This is a genomic window from Vibrio aestuarianus, from assembly GCF_012395185.1.
Lineage (GTDB): Bacteria > Pseudomonadota > Gammaproteobacteria > Enterobacterales > Vibrionaceae > Vibrio > Vibrio aestuarianus.
This window is the reverse complement of record NZ_JAAZTU010000016.1, coordinates 79,506-96,002: the sequence shown is the minus strand read 5'-3', so window position 1 is coordinate 96,002 and position 16,497 is coordinate 79,506. Positions and strand designations below refer to the sequence as shown.

Genomic DNA, 16,497 nt, shown 5'->3' with positions numbered 1-16,497 from the left:
CGCTTCAAACGTTTCTTGCGCCACTGGCTCTGAGCTTTCTTCGGCCAGCTCGGCATTCGCGTCAGCCAATGCGTCTTGCTCGGTGTATTCCGGCAGTTCCAGCTCATCAAGCGCTTCGTCTTGCTCTTGAATTGGGGCATCAACCGATTCGGCTTCTAGTGAAGCGAGCACGTCTTCTTCAACCGACTCTTGCTCACTAACCTTTTCTGGTTCGAATGAGGCTAACGCCTCTTCTTCGCTGAACTCGGGCAGCGACTCGTCATCAATCGCTTCAAACGTTTCTTGCGCCACTGGCTCTGAGCTTTCTTCGGCCAGCTCGGCATTCGCGTCAGAAAGCGGCTCTTGCTCAAGCTCCCAATCACCATCTTGCGGGATACCAAATTCATTAGCGACCGCTTCAGGAGCACCTACATTCTCATTGTTTGCGTCTACCAGCGATGGAGTATCGTTAGATAGCTGTTGATTATTCTGTTCTAAGTAATCGCTACCTTCGATTTCAGGGTTAAAATCAAAGTCATCATCACTACCAACTTCCTCAGAAAAGTCGCGACTATCCTCCGCGGTGCTAAGTTCTATTTCTCCGTCATCAAGCAGTGGATCCTTGTCAGGAGCCACATTTAGCATGTCATCAATAAAAGTATTGCGGTTGAACGCCGCCTCTTCTATTTCAGGTTGCCCCCCGGTTAGCTCACTACTTACTTCAGTTTCCTGCGTACCTTCAACCTGCTGAGCATGCTGCTCAATTTCGAGCAACTCTTCGAACAATTCGGTGCCATCTTCAACGGCAATATCATCATTATCAGCTAACTCATCTAAGATCGCAGTTTCATCAATTTTAAGCGTTTCAGAACCATCATCATCTGACAGCAATTCATCCAATAAGTCGGTGCTTTCTTCATCAAGCTTTAAATCAACATCTTCATCTTCTGATGATGTGTCGCCTAATAGTTCATCTAAGGTTTGAGCACTAGAAAAGTCTGGCTCATCAGTATCTTGCTGATTATTGTCAGCTTCAACAAGTTCGTCCAATAAGTCAGTACTTTGAGTGAGATCAGGTAAGCTCTCGTCTTCTTCCTCGTCGAGTAGCTCATCTAATAAATCAATACTATTACTATCAATTTGCGATGAATCTTCTTCATTCAGTAATTCATCGAGCAGAGCTGTATCATCAATTGCGCTAGCTTCTAGTTGTTCGAGATCGGCCTCTGCCTCTATATTGGCAAATAAATCGTCCAACTCACTATCAGAAGCCAGCTCGGCATCTTTTATACCAAAGTCGGTATTAATTGGATCTGACTGTTCAGAGTCGAGATTAAAATCATCGCCAGAGTCATCCAGTAAAGAGTCAAAATCAAAGTCATCGTGATCATCTTGTTCAGTACTGGCAAGCAGGTCATCCAACAAAGATTGATCCAACGTATCACTTTCAAGTTCTTCCGTTGCTCCATCCCCGTTGAGTAGCGCCTCAATATCTGCATCAGACATAGCATGTTCATCAGACAGATCAAATTCGCTCTCATCGGCAGAATCAACCGAGGCTTCATCAAGAGCGCGAGCCATTTCATCTAGACCAACGGCTTTTTCATCGCCACTAACACTGATGCCATTACTACTAGAGGTCAGCTCTTCTAAATCACCATCATCACCAATACTAGCGAATGGGTCTTCATCATCCTCACCTTCTAGATTGAAATCTAAATCGCTATCCTCTAGGTCAGCAAAGATGTCCGGTTCTTTATCAGCGTTAGGATCTGTCTCATCATCAAATGCAATATCATCACCAAACAGCTTTTCACTATCGTCTGATTCGCCAAATAAATCATCGTCTAACATCAAGTCATCGCCGATATCTTCGATGTTAGGGTCACCAACAGTAATCGGGGCAATATTTTCTTGAATTGGTGGCGTCACCTCTTGCTGAGCTTCCGTTTTAGAACGGCGTCCTAGTAACATAACCACAATCAGACCGATCAATAAACCAGGTATAATTGCTAAGGCCGCGACTAACCATGGATTTGAAAGCAACTGATCTAGAGCACTTGGAGCTAATTTTTGTGCTTCGGCTGCTTTTCTACGCTCTTCATCGAGTAGTTTTTCAACTTCAGAGCGAATACGATTCTCATCACCCAATTCACCTTTTAGCTCATCAACCTCAGATTTCACATCCGCTAGCATCAAGCGCAGCTTATGATTTTTTTCTTCGAGAGCCATTAGCTCAGCATCTGAGCTTACAATTTGTGTTTCTAATGTTTTTATTGCTGGCGAAGTGACAGGCGTTTCAACTGCAGGTTTGACCGTTGGAGACTCCACTGCGGCCACAGCATTATTTGTTACTGGTGGTTTCACCGGTGTTACAGGTGCAGGCGGAGCTGCAACAACCGATGGCGAGCCAATATTATCCAACTTGGCTTGATGGGCCGCCATCACATTTACCGCATCTTGGGTCGATGAACTTCGGATTTGGGCAAGCGATGGAATTCGTAGATTACTTCCAGGCATCAAACTATGGATATTTTGATTTTCAAACGCTTGCGGATTTAGGCGATAGATAGCGAATAATGTTTGTTGAACCGTCACCACGTTTGATGGACGTAAACGAGTCGCAATTGACCACAAAGTGTCACTTTCTAAAGTCGGTCCAAAAAACTTCGATGGTTGATTATCAGATTGTTGCAAGTTACGAGTTTGGGCTAGATTTTCTGAAAATTGAGGAGAAGACTGGATCTCGCCATTCGGCCCAATCAGGCGAATGCTCTCTGCACTAACGATAGAAATCTGAGTCACGGCAACGATTGCTATCGGCAATAGAAGACGCTGAATAATTTGACGCATATAAGGCTCAGCTATGTGCTTGGAAAAAAAATACGGTGATCTGTTAAATATATCGGATAACCGCAGCAAAACTATAGGACGTATGGTAAAAAATGTGTCACGACCACAATAATCGCAGGAATCTCACACATTTTACTGCTACCAAATGAGTCATAGCGGGCAAAACAACGAGAAGCTATCTGGGCACAAAAAGAAAAGGCCAGCATTTGCTGACCTTTATACTTCATGACTTGAAGTTACTCTGTACCGATTTTAGCCCACGTATCACGCAAACCAACCGTACGGTTGAAAACTAAAGCTTCTGCTGTGGAATCTTTAGAATCAACGCAGAAATACCCCATACGCTCAAACTGGAAACCTTGTTCTGCTTTTGCGTTGGCTAAACTTGGTTCAACAAAACCTGTGATACTAACGAGAGAATCCGGATTGATCGTTTCTGCAAAATTGTCAGCAGCGGCAGGGTTGGCTACTGTGAATAAACGATCGTACAGACGAATTTCCGCTGGCAATCCTTTATCTGCAGACACCCAGTGAATAACACCTTTCACTTTACGCCCATCGGCTGGGTTTTTTCCTAACGTATCTACGTCGTAGGTACAGTAGATAGTTGTAATATTACCTGCTTCATCTTTTTCAACACGCTCGGCCTTAATGACATAAGCGCCCCGTAAGCGAACTTCTTTACCTAGAACTAAACGCTTGTACTTTTTGTTGCCTTCTTCACGGAAGTCTTCGCGCTCGATCCACAGCTCACGGGTAAAGGGTACTTCGCGGTCACCCATTTCAGGTTTATTTGGGTGATTAGCAAGCGTCAATGTTTCCACTTTATCGGCATCAAAGTTTTCAACTACCACTTTGACTGGGTCAAGAACGGCCATTGCACGAGGTGCATTTTCATTCAAATCTTCACGAATACAAGACTCTAGAGAGCTAAATTCGATCATGTTTTCTTGTTTTGTCACACCAATACGTTTACAGAACTCACGAATTGACGCAGAAGTAAAACCGCGACGACGTAGTCCTGAAATGGTTGGCATACGTGGGTCATCCCACCCTGCAACCAATTTTTCGGTAACTAACTGATTAAGCTTACGCTTAGACATCACTGTGTATTCAAGATTTAGACGGCTAAATTCATACTGATGAGGTCGACAGTCAATCGTAATGTTTTCTAGTACCCAATCGTATAAGCGGCGGTTATCTTGGAACTCTAGTGTACAGATAGAGTGTGTAATACCTTCCAGCGCATCAGAAATACAGTGAGTAAAATCGTACATTGGATAAATGCACCATTTATTACCTGTTTGGTGGTGCTCTGCAAAACGAACACGGTATAGAACGGGATCACGCATCACCATGAATGATGACGACATATCGATCTTCGCACGTAAACATGCCTTACCTTCTTCAAAGCCACCAGCGCGCATTTTTTCAAATAGCGCTAAATTCTCTTCAACACTGCGATCACGATATGGACTAAGTTTACCTGGTTGAGTCAACGTACCACGATATTCACGGATTTGCTCTGGGCTGAGTTCTTCAACATAAGCAAGGCCTTTTTGAATCAACTCAATAGCGTATTGGTAAAGTTGGTCGAAATAGTTTGAGGAATAACAAACATCGCCAGACCATTGGAAACCGAGCCAGCTAACATCTTCTTTAATTGACTCTACGTATTCAACATCTTCTTTCTCTGGGTTCGTATCATCAAAACGTAGATTACACTGTCCCAGATAGTCTTGAGCAATACCAAAGTTTAAGCAGATAGATTTCGCATGACCAATATGCAAATAGCCATTCGGTTCTGGCGGGAAACGAGTATGCACGCTTGTGTGTTTACCATCCGCTAAATCTTTATCAATGATTTGGCGAATAAAATTCGATGGACGAGCCTCAGCTTCACTCATCTGTAGCACCTCAAAATTATTAGTATTGTCAGAAAGTTTTTCTGTATGGGAAAGCAGTAATGCCGCAGAAACAGAAAGTTTGCCGCTAATGATCCACAATTATCTACTATTGCACAATAAAAAGTGGGGATTTCTTACGAATATTTCAATCATTCGCTTGTTCAAGCACCAGTTCATACCAATCGGGATAAATAGGTGATCAGATAATTGCTGGTTAAAATCGCTGAGAGCAAGGCATAGATTGCAGCTAGCTAGTTGACCTACCTACAAAATCTATAACGCCGCTATCAGCGATTTTAACCAGCAAGAATGACCAGATATTTATTCTGATTGGCATCAACATGCGGCCTTATGCAAAATAGAGCAAGCGTTACAATAAAGATAAAGAAAAGCCCCCGTTAAATAACGAGGGCCTTAGTTATAATCAGAACAAGATTATTTAGTTAGGAAGTTGTACCGCTGACAAGTCTTCGTTTGCGCCGATAGACTTCATTTCACCAGCAACAATCTCAGCTAGAGGACCTAAAATAACTTGTAAGTTATTAGTACCAAGCTTAACAACACCCATAGCACCTAACGCTTTTAGCTGTTTCTCATCAATGACACTCATATCGTTCACAGATAGACGTAGACGAGTGATACATGCATCGATATTGCTTAGGTTAGCGTGACCACCAAGTGCTTTAAGGTACTGCTTAGCCAGTTCAGAAGACTCTTTTGCACCAGATACTTGGTTAGCACTTTCTTCATCATCTTCACGGCCCGGAGTTTTTAGACCGAACTTAACAATAACAGTGCGGAATACTACGTAGTAGATAGCGAAGAATGCTAGACCTTGAGCAATCAACATGTACCAGTTAACCGCTAACGGGTTACGTGATGACAATACCATATCCACTAGACCTGCAGAGAAACCGAAGCCTGCAATCCACTGCATTGATGCGGCGATAAATACTGATACGCCCGTTAATACTGCGTGTAGCAAATATAGCGCTGGAGCTAGGAACATGAATGAGAATTCTAGTGGCTCTGTAACACCAGTGAAGAATGAAGCGAAACCTGCAGCAATCATGATAGACGCTACTTTTTCTTTATTCTTAGCAGTAGAAGTGTGGTAGATAGCTAGAGCTGCACCCGGTAGACCAAACATCATGATAGGGAAGAAACCTGCTTGGTACATACCAGTAACACCAGGAATACCAGTACCTTCAGCAATTGATTTCGCGCCACCTAGGAAGTTAGGGATATCATTAATACCAGCAACGTCAAACCAGAATACTGAGTTTAATGCATGGTGAAGGCCAACAGGAATCAATAGACGGTTGAAGAATGCGTAGATACCAGCACCCGCAGAACCTAGACCTTGAATTGATTCACCAAATGATACTAGACCGCCATATACATGTGGCCATACATACATAAGAACGAACGCAATAAAGATACCAGCAAACGACGTTAAAATAGGAACAAGACGCTTACCAGAGAAGAACGCAAGTGCTTTGTGTAATTCAACTGTAGAGAAACGGTTATAAATTTCAGCAGAGATAATACCAACTAGAATACCAACAAATTGGTTGTTGATTTTACCAAATGCGGCAGGAACAGCACTTGGATCAATGCCTTGAATTTGTGCAACAGCTCCTGGAGAAAGTAGTGTAGTAACAACCAAGAAGCCAACGAAGCCAGATAGTGCTGCCGCGCCGTCTTTGTCTTTCGACATACCGTACGCAACACCCACAGCAAACAACACAGACATATTGTCGATGATTGCCGCACCAGCTTTAATCAAGAATGCAGCTAAGGCACTGTTTGCACCCCAACCATTCGGGTCAATCCAGTAACCAATACCCATTAATATCGCGGCAGCTGGCAGTGTGGCAACGGGTACCATCAACGCCTTGCCTACTTTTTGAAAGTATCCAAGAATATTCACCTTAAGTTCCCCCTATAGGATTTTTTATTTGGTCGAGCCACTTATTTTGGTCGCTCAATTTAGTCAAACTTAGTTTATGTAATTAATTTTGCCCCGCAAATTAAAACCTTATCATTTGTGATCATAGTCACCACAAACCGTCAAATATCGAGGTTTTTGCTAGCGAGATCATAAAACTTATTTTACAATTAAAAAAAATGAAAAATTAACGATAAGATTTGCTTGCTTAAGACTTAAAGAGCCAGCATGAAAAACTCGGATTAACTGGTTTCTCACAGAGATAAACTGTACAAATAAATAAAATATCCCAGTTAAAACCAACACTTAACATTAGCACCATATACCGATGGCCGTTTGCTAAATAGATAATTCGCGACCTAATTGAAGTAAGAAAAATAAGCCAAGACACCGACTCATTTCATCTTTTATTTCGTCGCTTAATCAAATTTATAAGATATCGATAGAGAAGGATTCGCTGATTATGTACGCGCTAACTAACTGTAAAATCTACACTGGCAGTAATGTCCTCGTTGATCACGCTGTTATCATTAAGAATGAGTTGATTGAAGCTGTATGCCCGCTAGCAGATTTACCACAAGATATTACAACTCAAGATCTGAAGGGTGCGAACGTAAGCCCAGGCTTTATCGACCTGCAACTTAATGGTTGTGGCGGAGTTATGCTTAATGATGAAGTAACAGCCGATACCATGCAAACAATGCACAAAGCGAATCTAAAATCAGGCTGCACTAGCTTTTTACCGACTCTTATCACTTCATCTGATGAAGATATGCGCCAAGCCATCGCGGCAGCTCGTGAGTACCAAACAAAATACAAAAATCAGTCCTTAGGTTTACACCTTGAAGGTCCATATTTGAATGTGATGAAAAAAGGTATCCACAGCGTTGATTTCATTCGTCCTTCTGATGACAACATGATTAACACGATGTGTGAAAACAGCGATGTGATAGCAAAAGTTACCCTCGCACCAGAGCACAATAACCCACAACACATTGAACGCCTCGCGAAAGCGGGAATCGTTGTGTCTATCGGCCATACCAACGCAACCTACACTGAAGCACGAAACAGTTTCGAATCAGGCATCACCTTTGCGACACACTTATTCAATGCCATGACCCCAATGGTTGGACGTGAGCCTGGAGTTGTCGGTGCCATTTATGATACACCTGATGTTTATGCGGGAATCATTGCCGATGGCTTCCACGTTGATTACGCTAACATTCGAATCGCCCACAAAATTAAAGGTGAAAAGCTCGTATTAGTGACCGATGCCACAGCTCCCGCAGGTGCTAACATGGATTACTTTATTTTTGTCGGTAAGAAAGTATATTACCGTGATGGTAAGTGTGTTGATGAAAATGGCACACTAGGCGGCTCAGCCCTCACTATGATTGAGGCAGTACAAAACACGGTTGAGCACGTTGGTATCGCTTTGGACGAAGCACTAAGAATGGCTACTCTGTATCCAGCAAAAGCAATTGGGGTTGACAACAAACTAGGCCGAATTAAAAAAGGCATGGTGGCAAACTTGGCTGTTTTTGATCGTGACTTCAATGTTCAAGCGACGGTTGTTAACGGAAAATACGAGCACAATTGATAATGAATGGCGGACAAATAGGTAACGTAGATTTAGTCAAACAACTCAACAGCGCAGCAGTTTATCGATTGATCGACCAGCAAGGTCCTATATCTCGAATCCAAGTTGCTGATGTGAGTCAACTTGCTCCTGCAAGTGTTACAAAAATAACCCGCCAACTACTTGAACGCGGCCTTATCAAAGAGGTCGCCCAACAAGCATCAACGGGTGGACGTAGAGCCATCTCATTGACGACAGAAGTCGCACCTTTTCACTCAGTTGCTGTTCGTTTAGGGCGTGACTACATTCAACTAAGCCTCTATGACTTGGGTGGAAAAGAGCTAGTTTCTGATTACCATGAATTTCACTACTCGCATCAAACTCAATTAGTTGAGGGGCTAGTTTCTTTCCTCTCAGCATTTATAAAACAGCAACAAGAGCAAATCGACCAACTCATCGCGATCGGTATTGCACTTCCAGGCTTGGTTAACCCTGAAACTGGCGTTGTCGAATACATGCCAAATATATCGATTGATGCACTAGCACTTGGTGACATTATTCGAGACAATTTTCACGTTCAATGCTTCGTGGGTAACGATGTTCGCGGCATGGCTCTCGCCGAGCACTACTTTGGCGCGAGTAAAGATTGCCAAGATTCAATATTAGTCAGTGTTCATCGAGGTACTGGTGCTGGCATTATCGTAAATGGACAAGTTTTCCTTGGCTATAACCGTAATGTAGGGGAAATTGGTCATATCCAAATTGATCCTCTTGGCGAGCAATGTCAGTGTGGAAATTTTGGCTGCTTAGAAACAGTGGCGGCGAACCCTGCCATAATTTCTCGCGTTAGAAAACTGCTAGCACAAGGTTATGAATCAAGTCTTGCTAACATAGAAAGCATTACTATTAATGATGTGTGTGAACACGCTAATCTTGGTGATGAATTAGCGAAACAGAGCTTAGTCAGGGTAGGAAATCAACTGGGTAAAGCTATTGCTATGACTATCAACTTATTTAATCCTCAAAAAGTAGTGATTGCTGGGCAGATAACAACCGCGCAAGACATTGTATTTCCAGCCATTCAAAGAAATGTTGAAAATCAATCACTGAAAACTTTCCACAATAATTTACCGATTGTCGCATCACAGATTGACAGCCAAGACACTATTGGCGCATTTGCGATGATTAAGCGTGCAATGTTAAATGGTGTTTTGTTGCAAAAATTGCTTGGTGATTAAGCAATTAATTGAATTACAATGATAAGCTGTGTCACCTCGACACAGCTTTTTTTATAAACTCACTTTAATCATTGCCAAAGGAATTTATGGAACTGGTCCTTATTACAGCCGCTTTTTTAGCCGGATTCATTGCCCTGAAATGCAACTTACCCCCTTTGGTGGGTTTCTTGTGTGCAGGGTTTGCTCTACATGCTGCTGGCTACCAAAGCAGTGATACAATACGCACTTTGGCCGACCTAGGGGTCACGCTGTTATTGTTCACCATTGGTTTAAAGTTGGATGTAAAAACGTTACTCGCTAAAGAAATATGGGCCGGAGCAACCGTTCACAATCTTCTTTCAACCCTAGCTTTTAGTGTTGCGTTATTAATTTTCAAATACTTAGGCATTAGTAGCTTAGCCACAATGCCAACCGAGCAAATCGTTTTACTCGGTTTCGCCTTATCATTTTCTAGCACAGTTTTTGCCGTAAAATCTCTACAAGAAAAAGGTGAGATGAATGCCACCTATGGCACTATTGCAATCGGCATACTCGTTATGCAAGATATATTTGCCGTGGTATTTCTAACTATATCAACAGGCAAACTACCACATTGGTATGCGATTATACTGTTTGCTCTGCCATTAATGCGTCCGCTATTTTACAAACTACTCGATTGGGTTGGACACGGAGAAATGCTCGTTTTACTCGGCATTTTCTTTGCCTTGGTTATGGGCGCTGGGCTATTTGAGGTCGTTGGTATGAAACCAGACTTAGGTGCGCTTATTTTAGGTATGTTACTCGCAGCTCATAGCAAAGCATCGGAACTGTCTAAATCTTTATTCAACCTCAAGGAGCTGTTTTTAGTCTGCTTTTTCTTAAACATTGGCTTATCTGCACAACCGACTATGACTGGTTTTGCACTAGCGCTGTTATTACTGTTATTGCTTCCTCTCAAAGGCGCTCTCTATTTTTGGGTACTTAACCGATTTAAATTCCGTGTACGCACATCGCTACTAGCGACCCTATCACTCTTTAATTTCAGCGAATTTGGTCTTATTGTCGGTGGACTTGCTTTTAAAATGGGTTGGATGTCAGGTGACATATTAGTCGCATTGGCGATTGCGGTTTCTATCTCATTTGTGATTGCCGCCCCAATCAGCCGCAAAGGTCATGAGCTATACCAACATTCTAGAGCATGGCTTAAAGAGCATGCCGCAGAAAAACTGAATACCAAAGATCAACTTATCAACCCAGGTCACGCACAAGTATTGATATTAGGCATGGGTCGTATAGGCACTGGTGCCTACGATGAGCTGCGATCTCGATATGGAAAAATAAGCCTTGGTATTGAAGTGCGAGAAGATACTGCTCATACACATCGCGCACAAGGTCGTAACGTTATTTCTGGAGATGCCACAGACCCTGATTTTTGGGAGCGTATTTTAGACACAGCAAATGTTAAGTTGGTCTTACTCGCCATGCCGCATCATCAAGGAAACCAAATCGCTTTGTCACAATTGCAACATCGAAATTTTAAAGGACAGATCGCCGCAATTGCAGAGTACCCTGACCAACTAGAGTCATTATTAGAATGTGGCGTGGATGCAGCATTCAATATTTATAATGAAGCTGGTAGCGGTTTTGCACGTCATGTCTGTCAACAGCTACAGCCAAACTTCACTAAACCGTAGTATTATCAACGCCCAGATAAAAGCTATCAGCGCTCTTATCTGGGTTCTATATCCGCAAAATTTCATTTCTGCTCATTCAAACGCCAAAAAATAGATACCATTCATCAAAAATAACAATTTATTGAACAGCATTCACCAACAAGCAAATAAAAAGATAATTTCCATAATATTTGGTTGCATTTTTTAATCGAAATGGCAAATTAAAGTCAACAGGTTAAAAATTATCAAAAAGGAAGTTGTATGTGTTCTATCTTTGGCATTCTCGATATTAAAAGTGATGCTGCGGCTTTACGCCCAATAGCCCTAGAAATGTCTAAAAAATTACGCCACAGAGGCCCAGACTGGTCAGGTATTTACGCCTCTGATAAAGCGATTTTAGCGCATGAGCGTCTCGCCATCGTTGGCTTAAATAGTGGTGCTCAACCCTTATACAGCCCAAACAAAAAACACATCCTTGCCGTGAACGGGGAAATTTATAACCACAAAGAAATTCGCGCTCGCTACGAAGGAAAATATGACTTTCAGACCGATTCAGATTGCGAAGTCATCCTTGCTCTCTATGAAGAAATGGGCGCCGATCTCCTTGAAGAGCTTAACGGTATCTTTGCTTTTGTTCTTTATGATGAAGAAAAAGATCAGTATCTAGTGGGCCGAGATCACATTGGTATTATCCCGCTTTATCAAGGCTATGATGAGAATGGAAACTACTATGTTGCCTCAGAAATGAAAGCGCTAGTACCTGTATGTAAAACTATCAGCGAGTTTCCTCCTGGCAGCTACTACCGCTCTCAAGATGCCGAGCCGCAACGCTACTATATCCGTGACTGGAATGAATATGCTGCCGTGCAAGGTAATAGCACAAGTAAAGAAGAACTGACTCAAGCACTAGAGGCCGCCGTTAAACGTCAATTGATGACCGATGTACCTTATGGTGTATTACTTTCTGGTGGTTTAGATTCATCGATTACTTCGGCAGTTGCTAAACGCTTCGCCGCTATGCGCATTGAAGATGACGAACAAACAGAAGCTTGGTGGCCGCAACTTCATTCGTTCGCGGTTGGTTTAGAAGGCGCTCCTGATCTTAAAGCAGCACGCGAAGTTGCCAATCAGATTGGTACTGTACACCATGAAATGACCTATACCATTCAAGAAGGATTGGATGCTATTCGTGATGTGATTTATCACATTGAAACTTACGATGTCACCACTATTCGCGCCTCAACACCAATGTACTTGATGGGACGTAAGATAAAAGCAATGGGCATCAAAATGGTTCTGTCAGGCGAAGGCGCTGATGAAATATTCGGCGGATACTTATATTTCCATAAAGCGCCAAACGCGCAAGAGTTTCATGAAGAAACGGTTCGCAAACTCCTTGCACTAAATATGTTTGACTGCGCGCGCGCTAATAAATCCCTTGCTGCTTGGGGCGTTGAAGGCCGAGTTCCATTCCTAGACAAAGAATTTATTGATGTAGCGATGCGTTTAAACCCAGCCGACAAAATGTGTGGCAATGGTAAGATGGAGAAGCACATTTTACGTGAATGCTTTGAACACTATTTACCTGAAGCTATCGCATGGCGTCAAAAAGAGCAGTTCTCTGATGGTGTAGGTTACAGCTGGATTGATACATTAAAATCTGTAGCGGAAGAAAAAGTGACCGATCAGCAGATGGAAACCGCACAGTACCGCTTCCCTTACAATACGCCAAGCACTAAAGAAGGCTACGTATACCGAGAAATTTTTGAGGAGTTATTCCCTCTTGAGTCAGCGGCACGATGTGTACCTGGTGGCCCATCAGTTGCCTGCTCTTCAGCAAAAGCGATTGAGTGGGATGAGTCATTTAAAAACTGTATTGACCCATCTGGCCGTGCTGTTAAAGCCGTTCATAACGAAGCCTATTGATTTACAAGTTCATCTATGACCAATGAAAAAGGCGCTAGATGCGCCTTTTTCTATTAAACCGTAAAAGAATAAACCATCTAATCCAGTTCTAAGTGCTTGTTATCAATGCTCATCGGTATTGTCTGGCTAATCATTTTAACCAACATAATGGAACGCGTCTCGCCATCAGATTCTTGATAAATGGCATCAATACCTGAAAACTGCCCCCCTTTAACCCTAACAACCTGTCCTTTCTCGGGAATATTTTGAGCCGAAGCTGAGCTCTCATGCTGCTCAAGTACCTTCAACTGATAGACAAGATCCCCTTCTAATTCTTTGGGCTGCGCCCCAAAACGTACGAAGTCAACAACACCACGTGTAGAACGTACTGAAGTAAAGGTTGGCCCTTTTTCAAAATCAAACCTGACAAACATGTATGAGGGAAAAAGTGGCTCTTTCACTTTTTGACGCTTTCCCCTGAGGATTTTCTCAATTTCAATCTCTGGGTAAAAGCATTCGACACCCTGATTTTCAAGATGCATCTTAGCTCGTGATTGGTCACCTCGTTTGCAATACAGCAAATACCAACGTTTCATTTTATTCCTAGCTACTGCTCTATTTTCTGAGGATCCTAACACTATAGTGCATCGCAATAAACGACAAATCACCAGGCCACAAACAACACCTCCATTTGTTCGAAAAAGGTAAAAATCACCTACCAATATTGAAAGGTAAGTTTGCGGCACGTAAAAACCGCCCTAAAATAGTGGTGATATCATTTAAAGAACAATAACTTAACCAACCACCCAGCATAATCGTCTGCTTTTTACTAATTGCGATACGATAAAAGCCCATGTATATCTAACCCACAATTTTTTTAATCTATAAAACTAAAAAAACTTATGACAAACCAACATCAATACTTTGGTCATCCAAGAGGCCTATTTTTACTTTTCGGCACAGAGCTTTGGGAACGATTTTCCTACTATGCCATGCGCGCTATCCTAGTCCTTTATCTAACAGACGCGACGATGAATGGTGGTCTTGGCTGGTCGACTAAAGATGCCCTAGATCTTTATGGCACCTATACTGGACTTGTCTACATCACACCACTCATTGGTGGTTACCTTGCAGATAACTACCTTGGGCAACGCCGTTCAATTCTTATTGGTGGTGCGTTAATGGCTATCGGCCAATTTACGCTAGCACTACCTGCTGATGCACTAGGCCTTGGTTCTCTTCATACTTTCTATTTAGGTCTTGCGCTTCTTATCTGTGGTAACGGTCTATTTAAGCCAAATATCTCAACAATGGTTGGTGACTTATATAATGAAGGCGATAATCGTCGTGATGGCGCATTTACTATCTTCTATATGGGTATTAACTTAGGAGCGTTGCTGGCCGGTGTGATTTCAGGTTCTGTGACCAACTCATTTGGTTGGAAAGCCGGTTTCGTTGTCGCGGGTATTGGTATGCTTATCAGCTTGGTCATGCAAATGACAATGGCACAATCATGGCTTGGTGATATTGGTCGTGAGCCAGCAGCCAAGCGTGATCTCAAGCTTAAAAAATCAGCAAGCAAAGAGTCTTTAACAAAAGAAGAAGTAGATCGTATCAAGGTTATCCTTGTGATGAGTTTGTTTACTATCGTTTTCTGGGCGGGTTTCGAGCAAGCTGGTGGTCTAATGAACATCTATACGCAGCAATACACTGATCGTATGATTGGTGGTTTTGAAGTACCTTCTGCATGGTTCCAATCGCTCAACCCATTCTTCATTATTACTCTTGCACCTGTATTAGCCGTTCTATGGGTAAAACTGGGTAAACGTGAGCCAAACTCACCAGCGAAGTTTGCATTGGCGATGTTCTTCTTAGCCCTGGGCTTCCTTTGCATGGTTGGCGCGGTTATGGAACAAGGTGGTGACACTGCCGTGAAAACATCAATGCTTTGGCTTGTCGGTGCATTTTTCTTCCATACCTTGGGTGAACTGTGTCTCTCTCCAATCGGCCTATCACTTGTCACTAAGCTAGCGCCACTACGTCTTGCTTCATTAATGATGGGGGCATGGTTCGGTTGTAACGCAATCGCGAATTATGTAGCAGGTTACGTTGGCTCTCACGTTGGTGAGCTTGGTGCAATGGCTATATTCAGCGGTATTGCAGTAACCGCAATTATCAGTGGCATCATTCTGATGTTGTTCTCAAACACGCTTGTTCGTTGGATGCACGGTGCTGAAACAACGGCAAGCCACGCTGAAGAAATTGAAGAGCAGCAAGCTCAGTTAGTTTAGCTTCAAATATACCACCAAGCTTAAGGGTGGTAATTCAGGGATAATAACGAAAAACGGTCACACTATTGTGACCGTTTTTGTTCAATCTAAATAACCCGAACTGAGGTTGAATGGTATTCAAATCAGCGCGCAATAAGACAAGCCATCATATCAATATGCATCTCTGAGTCATTTAGGCATTCAATATAAGTAAATGATTCTCCACCAGCATGGATAAAGGTTTCTTTACCCTGCTCCGATATTTCCTCTAAGGTTTCTAAACAGTCCACCGAGAATGCCGGGGTAATGATATCCAAACTTTTCACACCACGTTTAGGTAAAGCCTCTAAGGTCTTATCTGTATAAGGTTGCAACCACTCTTCACGGCCAAATATCGATTGATAAGACATCCCTATTTGTTGCAAATTTAGGCCTAATTCTTGCCCCAAGAGCTGCGTTGTGCGCTCGCAGTGCTGCGGATAAATATCACCATTATCAGCGTAACGTTTAGGAATACCATGATAAGAACAAAGCAGGTAATCTCCTTGTCCATTCTCCTTCCAAGATTGGCGAACTTTGTCCGCTAACGCCCGAATATAAAGTGGATGATCATGATAATCTCGCACAAAGTGTAAGTTTGGTGTCACCGGGATATTTTTCATCACTTTGGCTAAGCCATCAAAAACCGCTGCTGTGGTTGTGCCGGAATATTGAGGATAAAGTGGCAATACGATAATCTCTTCAACGTCTTGCTCTAATAGAGATTTAACACCATCTAACAAACTTGGAGAGCCATAGGTCATCCCTAATTCGACAGGCATGGCTATACGCTCAGCTAAACGTTTGGCTTGACGTTGTGAATAAACCATCAGTGGTGAACCTTCATCCATCCACACTGACTGATAGAGTTTCGCAACTTTAGGTGAACGGATCGGTAAAATGATGCCATGTAACACTGGGCACCATATCCATCGACTCATATCGACGACACGATGATCGTGTAAAAACTGACCTAAGAAGCGTTTAATCGCAGGAGTTGTAGGTGCATCTGGAGTACCTAAATTAACCAGTAATACCCCTTGTCGTTTATTATTTTGCATAACTTCCATTCATCTATTTTACTGTAGTCTGTTGAATACGAATCCATGACTAGAAAGTTCATA

The 16,497-nt window shown here is 42.6% G+C and carries 10 protein-coding genes; 5 read left to right on the top strand and 5 right to left on the bottom strand.

Annotation, left to right across the window (positions count from 1 at the left end):
* From HGG78_RS09760 to nagE, 3 genes are all read right to left on the bottom strand, one after another.
* The coding region (locus tag HGG78_RS09760) for a FimV/HubP family polar landmark protein (RefSeq protein ID WP_277355109.1) at window positions 1-2,832 on the bottom strand (2,832 nt) is incomplete at its 3' end.
* A gap of 236 nt (window positions 2,833-3,068) precedes the next feature.
* Window positions 3,069-4,739 carry a glutamine--tRNA ligase gene (gene glnS, locus HGG78_RS09755; RefSeq protein ID WP_172532770.1) on the bottom strand — a complete coding sequence of 557 codons (1,671 nt, stop codon included), beginning with the start codon at window positions 4,737-4,739 and terminating at the stop codon, window positions 3,069-3,071.
* Between the two features lie 439 nt (window positions 4,740-5,178).
* Window positions 5,179-6,672: an N-acetylglucosamine-specific PTS transporter subunit IIBC gene (nagE, locus tag HGG78_RS09750; protein ID WP_168522891.1), complete on the bottom strand. Its 1,494-nt coding sequence runs from the start codon at window positions 6,670-6,672 to the stop codon at window positions 5,179-5,181.
* A gap of 481 nt (window positions 6,673-7,153) precedes the next feature.
* Here nagE and nagA point away from each other — a divergent pair, with 481 nt between their 5' ends.
* The 4 genes from nagA (at window position 7,154) to asnB (ending at window position 13,085) form a co-directional block, all read left to right on the top strand.
* Entirely contained in the window at window positions 7,154-8,290 is a 1,137-nt protein-coding gene (nagA, locus tag HGG78_RS09745; protein WP_053310233.1) for an N-acetylglucosamine-6-phosphate deacetylase, read from the top strand.
* A gap of 2 nt (window positions 8,291-8,292) precedes the next feature.
* On the top strand, window positions 8,293-9,507 hold the full coding sequence (nagC, locus tag HGG78_RS09740) for a DNA-binding transcriptional regulator NagC (RefSeq protein ID WP_053310234.1): 1,215 nt from the start codon (window positions 8,293-8,295) through the stop codon (window positions 9,505-9,507).
* Window positions 9,508-9,593: 86 nt separating this feature from the next.
* Entirely contained in the window at window positions 9,594-11,180 is a 1,587-nt protein-coding gene (locus tag HGG78_RS09735) for a cation:proton antiporter family protein (protein WP_172532767.1), read from the top strand.
* 240 nt (window positions 11,181-11,420) lie between these two features.
* Window positions 11,421-13,085, top strand: coding sequence for an asparagine synthase B (asnB, locus tag HGG78_RS09730; RefSeq protein ID WP_053310236.1), 1,665 nt, complete (start codon window positions 11,421-11,423; stop codon window positions 13,083-13,085).
* A 77-nt stretch (window positions 13,086-13,162) separates the two neighbouring features.
* Here asnB and rfaH read toward each other — a convergent pair whose 3' ends face one another.
* The gene (gene rfaH / locus HGG78_RS09725) at window positions 13,163-13,660 is read right to left on the bottom strand and encodes a transcription/translation regulatory transformer protein RfaH (protein WP_053310237.1); all 498 of its coding nucleotides are present in this window, start codon (window positions 13,658-13,660) and stop codon (window positions 13,163-13,165) included.
* Between the two features lie 306 nt (window positions 13,661-13,966).
* Here rfaH and HGG78_RS09720 point away from each other — a divergent pair, with 306 nt between their 5' ends.
* Window positions 13,967-15,355 carry a peptide MFS transporter gene (locus tag HGG78_RS09720; protein ID WP_172532766.1) on the top strand — a complete coding sequence of 463 codons (1,389 nt, stop codon included), beginning with the start codon at window positions 13,967-13,969 and terminating at the stop codon, window positions 15,353-15,355.
* A gap of 122 nt (window positions 15,356-15,477) precedes the next feature.
* Here the strand turns inward: HGG78_RS09720 and hemH are convergent, their stop codons facing one another.
* A complete protein-coding gene (gene hemH, locus HGG78_RS09715; protein WP_172532765.1) occupies window positions 15,478-16,443 on the bottom strand; it encodes a ferrochelatase in 966 nt (321 codons plus the stop codon).
* Between the last annotated feature and the right edge of the window lie 54 nt (window positions 16,444-16,497).

Coding starts and splice junctions, on each gene's coding strand:
- glnS (WP_172532770.1), bottom strand. CDS start 4,739: ATGAGTGAAGCTGAGGCTCGTCCATCGAATTTTATTCGCCAAATCATT.
- nagA (WP_053310233.1), top strand. CDS start 7,154: ATGTACGCGCTAACTAACTGTAAAATCTACACTGGCAGTAATGTCCTC.
- nagC (WP_053310234.1), top strand. CDS start 8,293: ATGAATGGCGGACAAATAGGTAACGTAGATTTAGTCAAACAACTCAAC.
- HGG78_RS09735 (WP_172532767.1), top strand. CDS start 9,594: ATGGAACTGGTCCTTATTACAGCCGCTTTTTTAGCCGGATTCATTGCC.
- asnB (WP_053310236.1), top strand. CDS start 11,421: ATGTGTTCTATCTTTGGCATTCTCGATATTAAAAGTGATGCTGCGGCT.
- rfaH (WP_053310237.1), bottom strand. CDS start 13,660: ATGAAACGTTGGTATTTGCTGTATTGCAAACGAGGTGACCAATCACGA.
- HGG78_RS09720 (WP_172532766.1), top strand. CDS start 13,967: ATGACAAACCAACATCAATACTTTGGTCATCCAAGAGGCCTATTTTTA.
- hemH (WP_172532765.1), bottom strand. CDS start 16,443: ATGGAAGTTATGCAAAATAATAAACGACAAGGGGTATTACTGGTTAAT.